The sequence below is a fragment of the Methylotenera versatilis 79 genome, assembly GCF_000384375.1.
GTDB classification, from domain to species: domain Bacteria; phylum Pseudomonadota; class Gammaproteobacteria; order Burkholderiales; family Methylophilaceae; genus Methylotenera_A; species Methylotenera_A versatilis_B.
In genome coordinates, this window is sequence record NZ_ARVX01000001.1 from 537,899 (window position 1) to 550,139 (window position 12,241).

12 protein-coding genes are annotated in these 12,241 nt (G+C 41.9%); 6 read left to right on the plus strand and 6 right to left on the minus strand.

Annotated features, from left to right (window positions below):
* Positions 1–121: 121 nt before the first annotated feature.
* Complete coding sequence (locus METVE_RS0102795; protein WP_020166928.1) at positions 122–826, minus strand: c-type cytochrome; 705 nt, start codon at positions 824–826, stop codon at positions 122–124.
* A 100-nt stretch (positions 827–926) separates the two neighbouring features.
* Between METVE_RS0102795 and yihA the strand changes: the two genes are divergently transcribed.
* Positions 927–1,571: a ribosome biogenesis GTP-binding protein YihA/YsxC gene (gene yihA, locus METVE_RS0102800; protein WP_020166929.1), complete on the plus strand. Its 645-nt coding sequence runs from the start codon at positions 927–929 to the stop codon at positions 1,569–1,571.
* Complete coding sequence (locus METVE_RS0102805) at positions 1,568–1,999, plus strand: cupin domain-containing protein (protein ID WP_020166930.1); 432 nt, start codon at positions 1,568–1,570, stop codon at positions 1,997–1,999. Before yihA ends, METVE_RS0102805 begins: the two co-directional genes overlap by 4 nt.
* 60 nt (positions 2,000–2,059) lie before the next feature.
* Here the strand turns inward: METVE_RS0102805 and trmB are convergent, their stop codons facing one another.
* Positions 2,060–2,800 (minus strand): tRNA (guanosine(46)-N7)-methyltransferase TrmB, encoded by a 741-nt coding sequence (trmB, locus tag METVE_RS0102810; RefSeq protein WP_369751040.1) that lies wholly within the window; start codon positions 2,798–2,800, stop codon positions 2,060–2,062.
* Positions 2,801–2,835: 35 nt separating this feature from the next.
* Positions 2,836–4,026 (minus strand): class I SAM-dependent methyltransferase, encoded by a 1,191-nt coding sequence (locus tag METVE_RS0102815; RefSeq protein ID WP_020166932.1) that lies wholly within the window; start codon positions 4,024–4,026, stop codon positions 2,836–2,838.
* Between the two features lie 65 nt (positions 4,027–4,091).
* On the opposite strand from METVE_RS0102815, the gene METVE_RS0102820 reads away from it, so the two are divergent.
* The 3 genes from METVE_RS0102820 to topA all read left to right on the plus strand — a co-directional run bounded on the left by METVE_RS0102820 (position 4,092) and on the right by topA (position 8,539).
* The gene (locus tag METVE_RS0102820) at positions 4,092–4,832 is read left to right on the plus strand and encodes a pteridine reductase (protein ID WP_020166933.1); all 741 of its coding nucleotides are present in this window, start codon (positions 4,092–4,094) and stop codon (positions 4,830–4,832) included.
* Between the two features lie 25 nt (positions 4,833–4,857).
* Positions 4,858–5,790 carry a tRNA 2-thiocytidine(32) synthetase TtcA gene (gene ttcA, locus METVE_RS0102825; protein WP_020166934.1) on the plus strand — a complete coding sequence of 311 codons (933 nt, stop codon included), beginning with the start codon at positions 4,858–4,860 and terminating at the stop codon, positions 5,788–5,790.
* Positions 5,791–5,917: 127 nt separating this feature from the next.
* Entirely contained in the window at positions 5,918–8,539 is a 2,622-nt protein-coding gene (gene topA / locus METVE_RS0102830) for a type I DNA topoisomerase (RefSeq protein ID WP_020166935.1), read from the plus strand.
* A gap of 168 nt (positions 8,540–8,707) precedes the next feature.
* Here the strand turns inward: topA and pbpG are convergent, their stop codons facing one another.
* Positions 8,708–9,814 (minus strand): D-alanyl-D-alanine endopeptidase, encoded by a 1,107-nt coding sequence (gene pbpG, locus METVE_RS0102835; RefSeq protein ID WP_020166936.1) that lies wholly within the window; start codon positions 9,812–9,814, stop codon positions 8,708–8,710.
* 262 nt (positions 9,815–10,076) lie between these two features.
* Between pbpG and METVE_RS0102840 the strand changes: the two genes are divergently transcribed.
* On the plus strand, positions 10,077–10,457 hold the full coding sequence (locus tag METVE_RS0102840) for a glycine cleavage system protein H (RefSeq protein WP_020166937.1): 381 nt from the start codon (positions 10,077–10,079) through the stop codon (positions 10,455–10,457).
* A 35-nt stretch (positions 10,458–10,492) separates the two neighbouring features.
* Here METVE_RS0102840 and METVE_RS0102845 read toward each other — a convergent pair whose 3' ends face one another.
* The gene (locus METVE_RS0102845) at positions 10,493–11,758 is read right to left on the minus strand and encodes a hypothetical protein (RefSeq protein WP_020166938.1); all 1,266 of its coding nucleotides are present in this window, start codon (positions 11,756–11,758) and stop codon (positions 10,493–10,495) included.
* 21 nt (positions 11,759–11,779) lie between these two features.
* The gene (locus METVE_RS0102850) at positions 11,780–12,229 is read right to left on the minus strand and encodes a DNA polymerase III subunit chi (RefSeq protein ID WP_020166939.1); all 450 of its coding nucleotides are present in this window, start codon (positions 12,227–12,229) and stop codon (positions 11,780–11,782) included.
* Between the last annotated feature and the right edge of the window lie 12 nt (positions 12,230–12,241).

Below are 12,241 nucleotides of genomic sequence, written 5' to 3' on the forward strand. Positions count from 1 at the left end.
TGGCAAAATGGTGTGAAAGTTTCCATTTATTAAGCGTTAATTAATTTGGCTAAAATTAAAGGTGATTAAAAATCACCCTTAATTCAAACTCTATTAGTCCAGCGCCCAAATAATCACAAAATTAACGCAAACCTTGTATGTAGTCTGCAACCGCTTGCATTTCTGCATCCGTCATTTTCGCGGCAATTGCTATCATCATCGGTGCATTTGCACGCTCACCAGTGCGGAAAGTTTTTAATTGCTGTTGCGTATAGTCTGCATGTTGACCTGCTAAACGTGGAAATTGTTTTGGAATGCCAGCGCCTTTTGCACCATGGCACGCAGCGCATGCTGGCACGCTGGTTTTAGCGATTCCGCCACGATAGATTTTTTCACCTAACGAACCAGCACCATTGGTTTTAGCTTTTGCTAGCGTTTGTTTTTGCCCCGCAAAATAAGTCGCTAGATTTTGCATATCTTCAGGTGTTAAGTTAGTCACCATGCCTAACATCACCGCATTCGCACGCGTGCCATCTTTAAAATTAGTTAATTGTTTCAACAGATATTCTGGATGCTGACCCGCTAATTTTGGATTCAAACTAATGACACTATTGCCATCTACCGCATGACAAGCTGCACAGACATTTTTCACGATTTGCTCAGCGGTTTGTTTACTGGCTGCAGCTACAGGCTTTGCGGCCGCTGTTGCTTTTGTCGCCTCTGCTGGTTTTGTTTCTGCAAAACTCTGTGTGATGAACAAACTGGTCACTAAAAAAGCCATTACGGTGATGCACTTAACGCTATTATTTAACGCACTTTTAACGCTAGCAAAAACTTTGGTAAACATTTTTAAAACTTTCCTAACTATTTAATTATCCTAATATTTTATCAAAAATCAGCTGTTCGTGATAGCATTTATGCCTTAAGTTTCACTGACAAAACATCCAATGCCGCTATTTCAAAACGCCACCTTTTTCATCTCAGCCCATCATCTACGCGATTTACCACCAGCTTCCGGCATTGAAGTCGCATTCGCAGGCCGCTCAAACGCAGGTAAATCTAGCGCCTTAAATACGCTCGCCAACCATAATCGCTTGGCGTTCGTCAGTAAACAACCTGGGCGAACACAACTGATTAACTTTTTCACACTTGGTAACGACCGCCACTTAGTCGATTTACCTGGCTACGGTTACGCAAAAGTACCAGAAAGCATGCGTGCGCATTGGCAAAGTGTATTGGCGCGTTATTTATCTGAACGCACCAGTTTAGGTGGCTTGGTTTTGGTGATGGATAGCCGTCATCCGCTCACTCCGCTAGACCGACAAATGCTGGATTGGTTTTGCCCCAGTGGTAAACCTGTGCATGTTTTATTAACTAAATCAGACAAATTATCACGCGGTGAAGCGGGATTAACGCTGGCAAAAGTGCGTAAAGAGTTGTTAGAAACTTGGGACAAAACCTATGGCAGCAATTGCACAGTGCAACTATTTTCCAGTTCTAAAAAATTAGGCGTCGAAGAAGCTGAAAAAGTAATTGGAAAATGGCTGTTTGCAGGTGAAGATGAGGCAAGTGAACAAGGTCAAAATATATGAAAAAACCAGCCATAGTGCTCGCAACACTCTTTTTATTGAGTCTTGCGCACAACACAGCATTGGCGTTAGAAGCATCGAAAAGCATCACTGTTACGCCGCTATTAAAAACCACAACCAGCTGGAACGGCGTGCCAATCGCTTACCCAAACGGTCAGGCAGAAATCACCGGCATGCTGGTAGAAATTGCGGTGGGCGGAGAAACGGGCTGGCATTTGCACGCAGTGCCATCGTTTGGCATGATGCTTGAAGGTAGTTTAGAAGTATCACTGAAAGACGGCAGCACTAAAATTTTACATGCAGGTGATGCGCTAGTTGAGGTGGTCAACACCTTACATAACGGGCGCAATATTGGTAACACGCCTGTAAAAATCGTGGTGTTTTATGCAGGCGTGACGGGCAGCCAGCTCACTGAAAAATCGCAACCTTAATATCAAGCGTTGAATGCCTGTGAAAAAAGCTGTCTGTAAAAAACGGTTAAGCCTTTCAGTTTATTTCTTTAAAAATACCAAATCCCATACGCCGTGACCTAGCTTAATACCGCGATTTTCAAACTTGGTTAATGGCCTGTAAGCAGGTTTTTCAGCATACTCTTGTGTTAAGTCAGTCGCCGTATTTTGCAATTGCGGTTCGGATTTCAACACGTCCAAAACCCATTCTGCGTATTCTTGCCAATCGGTTGCCACGTGAATGTAAGCACCCACTTTCAATTTTGCACATAACTGCTTGATGAATCCCGCTTGAATCAAGCGACGTTTATGATGACGTTTTTTATGCCAAGGATCCGGAAAGAAAATATGCACGCCATCCAAGCTGGCATCAGCAATCATATGTTGCAGCACTTCAACCACATCATGTTGAATCACACGAATATTGTTAATGTTTCCTTCTTGGATCAGCTTAAGTAAACTGCCAACGCCTGGCGTATGCACCTCTGCTGCTAAAAAATCACAACTCGGTAAAGTTTGGGCGATTTTGGCTGTACTTTCACCCATACCAAACCCAATTTCTAAGATTTTTTTAGATTCAGTTCGATTAAAAGTCGCATTCAAATCTAACAATTGTTCTGCATATTCAACACCAAATTGCGGCCATACCTCTTGCAGCGCACGCTCTTGACCTTTGGTTAATCGGCCTTGGCGCAGTACAAAGCTGCGGATGCGGCGATTCCTTAAATTGTTGTCTGGCGTTTCGTCCGAAGTTTTGTTTAGTTCTATTGGATTTTCAATCATGCCGCGCATTATACTGAATTTAGACTCAATTTATTTCAAAGCATGTGTGCTTTATCGCCACTTTTAAAGCCGATTAAATCGTTTGAAATGCCTTTGCTCAACGCAATCACTTTAAACAACTCACCCATTTCGGCAGGCGAAAGCAATTTTTGCGCGGCAGTGGCAAGCGGAATATAGGCAGCGATATCGTATGGCGAAGTTTCAGCTAATATTTCTAAAATCCCGCAATTCATCAAAAAACTGGCCTGATTACAGTATCCCGCCAGACTTAACCCATTAGAAAGCCCAGCTTCTGCAATCGCAGTAAAATTCACATGCGCAGTCACATCTTGCAGGCCAACATTCAGCAGCGGATCGCTATGTGCTTGATGCTGGTAATGACACATTAATGTGCCGGCGCTGCGTTGCGGATGATAATACTCTGGCGCACCGAACCCATAATCCAACATCAAGATAACACCTTGTTTTAATGATTGCGCCAAGCTTGCAATCAGCCCATTTGCTGCAGGGCAAACTTCCGTCAGATAATCGTTTGGTAAAGAGTGTGTACTGACTTCTTTAATTAAATCTACATCAGCTAACGGATTATCTTGCCAAATAAGCTTTTGCTGTTCTGTAGCATCAAACGTAACACCACGTTCAAGCCAGTCCTGTTGTGATTGATAGATAAGATGCACAGGAATCGCATCTAATACTTCATTACCGAATATCAAACCGACAAAATTGGTTGGCAGCGTATCTAGCCAAACTACACGTTTGAATATATCTGCAGATAATAACGTCTGCAAAGCCTCAAGCTGAATCTGACGCAAGTAATCACTTACTTCCAAAATATAATATTGTGCTGGCAATTGATTTAACTGCTGTAATTCAAGCAATAAATCTGCGGCCAATTTGCCAGTACCCGCACCTAATTCCAAAATGTTGCCTTGTGTTTCCAGCAATATTTGCGCCACTTGTCTTGCCAATGTGCAGGTAAAAAGCGGTGAGATTTGCGGTGCGGTAACAAAATCTCCACCACCTTTTACAGAGTCTGCGAACTTAACACTGCCGCCGCTGTAATAACCTAGACTGGGCGTATATAAGGTCATGTGCATAAACGTGGCAAAATCTATCCAACCACCTGCATCATTAATTTTTTGCTGAATTAAAGTGGTTAACTCTTGGCTGCGACTTTGCGCTAACAGGTCTGGAATGGGGTGATTTAGATTTAATGATGAGGCCATAAGCCATTATAATATTCGATTACTAAAGTGAGTAAAAATTGAGCCAGTCTCTACACAATAAAACCTTGGATAATAAAGTCGTGCTAATCACTGGCGGCGCAAAACGCGTGGGCGCGGCGATTTGTCGCGAGCTACATGCTTGCGGCGCACAATTGATGATTCACTATAAATCATCCACCAATGAAGCGCGCGCATTGCAAGCAGAACTGAATTTGCAACGCGCGAATTCTGTGGCGATCATTCAAGGCGATTTACTGAATATCGCGGTTTTGCCTAGCTTGGTGCAAGAAACGGTGAAACATTTTGGCCAATTAGATGTGTTAATCAACAACGCATCCAGCTATTACGCCACTGAAATCGGCGCGATAACCGAAGATAACTGGCAAGATCTAATGGGCAGCAATCTAAAAGCACCGATGTTTTTAGCGCAAGCTGCTGCAACAGAATTGCGCAAAAGTCACGGCTGCATTGTGAATATCACCGACATGCACATTGAACGGCCGAAAAAAGGCTATGTGGTTTATAGCGTGGCTAAAGCAGGTTTAGTGACGCTTACCAAATCACTGGCACATGAATTAAGCCCCGAAGTACGCGTTAACGCAGTTGCGCCTGGGCCAGTACAATGGCCAGAAAATAATCCGCAATTTGATGAAGTGTATCGCCAACGCGTGATTTCACAGACTTTACTCAAACGTGTAGGCGAAGCATCAGACATTGCCAAAGCAGTCAAATTTTTGGTAGCCGATGCACCATTTATCACAGGCCATGTATTGGCGGTGGATGGCGGGCGGTCTTTAAATTTATAGTTTCAAACATGAATAAACACTCAATATGATTAAACATTTGCCTGAAAACCATTCCAACAACTTTATTAAGCTGCGCAATAGCTTGATTTCGTCCACTGGCAAGGCCATTGGCGATTACAACATGATTGAGGACGGCGACACGGTTTTGGTGTGTATGAGCGGTGGCAAGGATAGTTACACCATGTTGATGATGTTATTGGCTTTGCAAGAGCGTGCGCCGATCGACTTTAAACTTATTGCCATGAATTTGGACCAAAAGCAGCCGAATTTTCCTGCGCATATTTTGCCTGAATATTTTAAAGATTTAGGTGTGGATTACCGCATTGTTGAGGCTGATACTTATTCAGTGGTTAAAGAGAAAATTCCTGAAGGCAAGACCACTTGTAGTCTTTGTTCACGCTTACGGCGCGGCATTATTTACACCACTGCAAAAGAATTGGGTGCGAATAAAATCGCGCTGGGACATCATCGTGACGATATTGTAGAAACACTTTTTCTTAACCTGTTTTTTGGCGCCAAATTAAAAGCCATGCCACCAAAACTGGCTACTAATGATAAACAAAACGTGGTGATTCGCCCTTTAGCTTATTGTGCTGAAAAAGATATCGCCAGCTATGCGCGACAAATGGCGTTTCCGATTATTCCGTGCGATTTATGCGGCAGTCAGGAAAATCTTCAGCGCCAAAAAGTAAAAGATATGTTGCAAGCATGGGAGATTGAGCAACCTGGTCGCGTGAATAATATTTTCCGCGCGATTGGTAATGTAGAACCTTCACACCTTGCAGATACTAATTTATATGATTTTAAAAGTTTAACGCAAGCCAAGACCTGCGACGAAGATCCTCTTTTTGGTGATATTGCAGCCAAAGAATCTGAAAATATTTCAACAAATTCCAGCGGCGCATTAAGTCTAGCCAGCAACAATGGCACACGTATTGAGTTCACCCGAAACAAATAAGCCAACATACAAATAACCGAGCAAATGATTAAATAATCGGTTTTTTGCATTGACTTATTGTCTACAAGTCGATTAGCTTGCTATCATCTACGCAATTACTCACTTTTAGCCATTATCTTAGGCATTAATGTCAAAACTACTCATTGTAGAATCACCTTCTAAAGCAAAAACGCTTAAAAAATACCTTGGTAACGATTTTGAGGTGTTGGCCAGTTATGGTCATATTCGCGATTTAATTCCTAAAAATGGTGCAGTCGATCCTAACAATCATTTCGCCATGAAATACGACATTATTGAGCGTAATGCCAAACATATGGATGCGATCACGCGTGCGGTAAAAAATGCGGATAGCATCTATCTGGCAACCGATCCTGATCGCGAAGGTGAAGCGATTTCATGGCATATTGCCGAAATTCTAGCTGAGAAAAAACTCCTTAAAAACAAGCTATTAAAACGCGTTGAATTTAATGAGATTACGCAAACAGCGGTAAAACACGCCATCGATAATCCACGCGATATTGCGATGAATTTGGTCAATGCGCAACAAGCACGCCGCGCGCTGGACTACTTGGTTGGTTTTAATTTATCACCGTTATTGTGGAAAAAGATTCGCAGGGGCTTATCCGCAGGCCGCGTGCAAAGCCCTGCTTTGCGCTTGATTGTAGAACGTGAATTAGAGATTGAAGCGTTCAAATCTCAAGAGTATTGGTCGATTCATTTAGATGCGCTGAAACATACGCATAGCTTTAACGCCAAGTTAATCCAATTAAATGGCGAAAAAGTAGAGCAATTCACCGTCATTAATCATGACCAGCAAGCTGACATTGTCGGCAAATTATTACTCGCTAGCGCAGGCAAAACCACTGTTTCGCGCGTTGAGAAAAAGCAACGTAGCCGCAGCCCTGCCGCGCCATTTACCACATCGACTCTGCAACAAGAAGCCGTACGTAAACTTGGCTTTACCACTAGCCGAGCGATGCGCGTAGCACAACAACTGTATGAAGGCGTTGATGTAGGCTCTGGCACAACAGGTTTGATTACCTATATGCGTACCGATTCGTTCAGCTTAGCGACTGAAGCAGTGATGAGTATTCGCGATTATGTCAAAAAGAATTTTGATGCAGAATACTTGCCAAAATCGCCGATTATGTACAAAACCAAAGCTAAAAATGCGCAAGAAGCGCATGAGGCGATTCGTCCTACCGATATTTCACGCAATCCAACCGCGATGCGCAAATATTTGAATGATGAGCAATTTAAATTATATGAAATGATTTGGAAGCGCACGCTCGCTTGCCAAATGTCACCTGCCAAATTTGATGCAGTGAGCGTCGATTTAAGTGTTGGTTCTGAGGCCAATCTATTCCGCGCCACTGGTCAGACATTGGTATTCCCAGGCTTTATTGCTGTGTATATGGAAGGCCGCGATGATGAAGAGGAAGAAGGTGAAAGCAAGTTACCGCACCTTGAAACTGGCGAGATTCTGAATGTTGAGAAAATCTACGGCGACCAACATTTTACCGAACCACCGCCAAGATACGGCGAAGCGAGCTTAGTGAAGATTTTAGAGGAATACGGCATTGGCCGCCCTTCTACTTACGCCAGCATTATCAGCACCTTGCAAGACCGCGAATATGTCATTTTGGACAAGAAACGCTTTACGCCAACCGATGTAGGTCGCGTGGTGAATAAATTCTTAACCGAACATTTCACTAAATATGTGGATTACGACTTTACCGCCAATCTTGAAAATGCGCTGGATAGCGTAGCCGATGGTTCGCGTGAGTGGATTCCATTAATGGATGAATTCTGGCAAGGCTTTAATGCGCAAATTATCAGTAAAGCCGATGTAGACAGACCTGGCAACGAGCTAATAGATGAAGCTTGCCCAAAATGTGGCAAACCCTTACAAAAACAACTCAGTCGTTTTGGTAGTTTTATTGGCTGTACGGGCTATAACGATGAGCCAAAATGTGACTATAAACGTAGTTTGAACGGAACGGCACAAGCAGGAGCTGATCCAGTAACGATTGGTACTGATGCTGAATCTGGTAAAGAAATCTATTTAATGAATGGGCCTTATGGACCCTATCTGCAAATTGGTGTGGCGATTGAAGGCGAAAAGAAAAAACCGAAACGCGTCAGTATTCCGAAAGAAATACCGATTACCAATGTGAATATCGATATCGCTAATATGCTGTTATCACTGCCACGCGATTTAGGTTTGCATCCAGAAACGAATAAAAAAATCGTGGCGAATATTGGGCGCTTTGGGCCTTATGTGAATCATGATGGTAAATTCAAATCGATTCCAAAAAGCGATAGTGTTTTTAGTATCGATTTAACAGGTGCAGTTACATTGCTAGCGGCCGCCAATACTGGCCCTGCACCATTATTAGAGTTGGGCGCACATCCATCTGGCGAAGGCAGAATTGAAGTGTTTGCTGGCCGTTATGGTCCTTATGTACAGCATGGAAAATTACGTGCAACACTGCCAAAAAGCATAGAGCCTGAAACATTAACATTGGAAGAAGCGCTTGGCTTGTTGGCTGAAAAAGCAGCCAAAGAAGAAGCTACGGGCAAAACTAGCAAGAAAAAACCAGCGGCTAAAAAACCTGCTGCCAAGAAAGCCACTGTTAAAAAAGTTGCTGAAAAATCAGATACCAAGGTTAAAGCAACGGTAAAAAAAGTGGCCGCTAAGAAACCAGCAGCTAAAAAAGCCTCCACAAAAAAATTGGCTTCTGAATAAAAGTTACTTAATTTAAGTGGTTAATAGTTAACACTAAATAACCACTTAAAATGATTGTGTAAACGTTGTATAAAAAACGGCTCTGAATTACTTCAGAGCCGTTTTTTTAATTTGGTTGTAATTCTATTTAAAATTTCAAACCAGCCTTACTCTTAAAGTATCTCTAGTTTAAGAAATCTTGCCTGACATCGCCACATTGTTATGTGTAGGTTTAGCTTGCAAAGATTTAAGCTGCAAATCTATTTGGCCAGTTGTTGTCATTTTCGGCTCGCTGTTATATTCCACCCATTTACGCACACGGTTTGCATCACCTATACGCGTTAATTTACCGGTTGAATCCAACAGCACAATAATCATTGGTTCGCCACCAAGTTCCGCTTGCATAACCAAACAACGGCCTGCCTCAGTAATATAGCCAGTTTTCGACAATCCAATTTGCCACTCACCACCGCGAACTAAGCCATTAGTGTTGTTAAAATTAACGGGGCTAGTACGATGGTTAATATAAACCTCATGCGACGGACTTGTACTTGCCATTCTAATTTCTGGATATTGGTAAGCAGCTTCTACCATTTTCGCCAAATCTTCTGCAGTTGATATGTTGCGGCTATTTAAACCTGTCGCATCCAAAAACTCAGTGTTTGTCATACCAAGTTGTATGGCTTTTGCATTCATCGCTTTAAAAAACGCATATTTTCCGCCAGGATAATGTCTGGATATTGCAGAAGCTGCGCGATTTTCTGATGCCATCAGCGCTAATTGCAACATATCGCTACGACTTAATGCCGAACCAACGCTCAATCTTGAGCTACTGCCTTTTAAATAATCCACATCTTCATCGGTAACAGTCAGCGTGTCATCCAGCGATAAATTTGCATCCAACATCACCATTGCGGTCATTAATTTAGTAATAGAAGCAATTGGCGTAGGCGCGTTGGTGTTTTTCGCGTAGATGATTTCACCTGTATTTTGATTGATGATCAACGCTTTTGCAGATGCTAATTGTAAAATACCGCTACCATCGTAACGATCAGCAGCTAAATATTCTGATTGTGTAAAAGTGCGCGCTTTAGTTGATGCGTGGGGCTTAAAATTGACTTTTTGTACCTTACCGCCTTTAATTGTCGTTTTTACACGTGATTTAGTTACTGTGCTTTTGTGACTTTTAGAGGCAGTTTTATTGACTTTTTTCTGCGCAGCCAACGTCTCAATTGGCATTGCTACCAGCGAGAATGCCACATAAAACAACACGATTTTCTTTAACAGCTTATTCATTTCAATGACCTTATTTCAACTACATTTGAAATAGATAATATATAAAAAATGTTTATTTGTCATTAGCTTAGCGCATATTTGTAAAAATAATATTAACATATTAAATATTGTGACTTTTTTGACACAACTGCTTTAAAAGACATCCGAAATTAGGTGCGAGTGTTGTCTTTATGCGAAAATACATAGACCAACTGCAATCTACTATTGTTCAAATGATCTGTTTAATTAATCATTTTAAATAAAATATGGCTTAATAAATACAATGAAAAATCCTGACACTTTATATTACACCGCAGAACATTTATGGGTGAGCCAATCGCCTACTGGCGAATGGTCGGCGGGCATCACAGATTATGCACAAGATTTATTGGGCGACATTGTGTTTATTCAACCACCTAATATCCATGATGTACTGATAAATGGTAAACCTTGTGGTGTGGTTGAATCGGTTAAGACTGGTTCAGATTTGCATGCGCCGATGGATGGTGTTGTGACTGAAATTAACAATGATTTGTTAAATGCACCCGAAGGCATTAACGATAAGCCTTATGCCGCGTGGATATTTAAATTTAAACCCACTGATGCTAATGCTATAACGCATTTTTTAACTGCTGATGCTTATGCAGATTTAGTGAAAAGTTAACGGATTAAACTAACTTTGGTTAAGCCAATAAGTTTTTAATTTGGCAACACAAACTTTACTTTAAGTAGCAATTCTTGCAATTCATCCGTTAATTGCCTGCGCAAATCATTTTCTAAAGCTGGCAATGCACCAGCCAATATATGTTGAATATTCGCATGCAGCACCTCTTGTACTGCTGGCAAATCACCATTTACTTTGGTTATAAACTCCTCTTTTACCAGCAAGCTTTGCGTCGTCATTTCATTGATGAATTTCGCTTTAACTTCATCTGCAGCTATCGTATAAATAGCAGGCATTGCCTCATCTAAATCGCCGCGAATTTTTGTTAACGCGTCAGTTTGCATCGCTTGCAATTGTTGTTGCAAATCTTGCTCTGCGGTTTGTTTAATGGTTTGATAAGCATTCGATAAATCGCTGCTTAATTGCGCCTGAAATTGCTGTAATGACTCTTGAGTGAATGTCTGCATACCTTCACTCAAATCCACTTTAAGACGCTCGCTGGCCTCGTTATTCAGCGCATCAACATTCGCTTTTACTTGTTCTGCAGCAGTACTATAAATCGCAGGCAGCGCCTCACTTAACTCAGCACGAACTTGTGTTAATGATTCGGTTTGCAACGTTTGTATTTGCTGCTGTAAGTCTTGTTCGGCTGATTGTGTAATCGTTTGATAAGCATTCGCTAAGTCACTTGTTAATAGCGCTTGATGCTGCTGTAGTGACTCATTATGAAACGCCTGCATATCTTGATTTAACTCACCTTGAATGCGCGCGATGGCATCAGTTTTAAGCGCTTCTACATAGGTATTAATCTCACCATCAGCAGTTTGCGTCGCTGACTGCATCACATCGGTTAAAATTCTATCCACTTGAGTAACCGCCGCTGTTTGCATACCAGCAATTTTATCGGCCAAGCTACTTTGCACTAGCTCTGCGCTGGTTTGATACATACGCGGCAATTCAGTTTTGAGATCAGCTTTGGTTTTATCAATAAAATTTTCCATGTTAGATTCAATGGCTGACTGCGTTTTTGCAATTTCAATTTGCAAATCTTTAACGACGTCTTTTCTAATCGCATCACGCAAACCCTCAATAACCGCTTGTGTAATATCCGCTTCCAGCCGTGGTCTAACGTGATTAGTCACGCGTGCAATAAACTCTGGCGTGATACCTAAAGTTGGGTCGCTTTGTTTACTTTGAGGTTTAAAATCCTGCGCAGTTTCTGCAGCGCGTTCAGCCTTAATTTTGGGCTGATACACTTCTGTGAGCACTGGGATTTTGCTGTCTGATGAATGGTCTGCCAAAATAATCTCTAATCTGCGTTTTTAAGTGTCTGCATTTTTTGCATGGTCAATATGTTGAATCTCATAGCCTCTATCGCGATAAAATTTGTAGCGCTGACGTGCGCTTAGCTTATCGGATTCATCAATACCCACCAGTTCAATCAAATGCGTAAAGCGGCTGAAAAATGGTGGTTCTTGTGGTGTTAAGTTAATCAACAACTCGTCTTGTAATACATTATCCATCTGCCCTGCTGCATTTGTTTTACAGACGATAATAATAGGCGTTTTAGCCACATGCGCATTATCCGCCATCACGTTTGGCAAAAAACTGGCTGGCTGATGTTGCCATAAACAATCAGAAACATCAGCCGCACTTGTAGCGTCTTCAGTAAACACAGTCACTTGCCGATGTTTACCCAATGCCTTTTCTGTCAGGCTTAAAAGCAGATGCTTTTTATCAGCCACATTAGAATAAAATTCAATTCGCGTCATGCTAAATGCTTG

Excerpts from the sequence above, each read along its gene's own strand:
- METVE_RS0102840 (WP_020166937.1), top strand. The coding sequence starts at position 10,077 with ATGAAAAATCCTGACACTTTATATTACACCGCAGAACATTTATGGGTG.
- METVE_RS0102795 (WP_020166928.1), bottom strand. The coding sequence starts at position 826 with ATGTTTACCAAAGTTTTTGCTAGCGTTAAAAGTGCGTTAAATAATAGC.
- ttcA (WP_020166934.1), top strand. The coding sequence starts at position 4,858 with ATGATTAAACATTTGCCTGAAAACCATTCCAACAACTTTATTAAGCTG.
- METVE_RS0102850 (WP_020166939.1), bottom strand. The coding sequence starts at position 12,229 with ATGACGCGAATTGAATTTTATTCTAATGTGGCTGATAAAAAGCATCTG.
- METVE_RS0102805 (WP_020166930.1), top strand. The coding sequence starts at position 1,568 with ATGAAAAAACCAGCCATAGTGCTCGCAACACTCTTTTTATTGAGTCTT.
- yihA (WP_020166929.1), top strand. The coding sequence starts at position 927 with ATGCCGCTATTTCAAAACGCCACCTTTTTCATCTCAGCCCATCATCTA.
- trmB (WP_369751040.1), bottom strand. The coding sequence starts at position 2,800 with ATGATTGAAAATCCAATAGAACTAAACAAAACTTCGGACGAAACGCCA.
- pbpG (WP_020166936.1), bottom strand. The coding sequence starts at position 9,814 with ATGAATAAGCTGTTAAAGAAAATCGTGTTGTTTTATGTGGCATTCTCG.
- METVE_RS0102815 (WP_020166932.1), bottom strand. The coding sequence starts at position 4,026 with ATGGCCTCATCATTAAATCTAAATCACCCCATTCCAGACCTGTTAGCG.
- topA (WP_020166935.1), top strand. The coding sequence starts at position 5,918 with ATGTCAAAACTACTCATTGTAGAATCACCTTCTAAAGCAAAAACGCTT.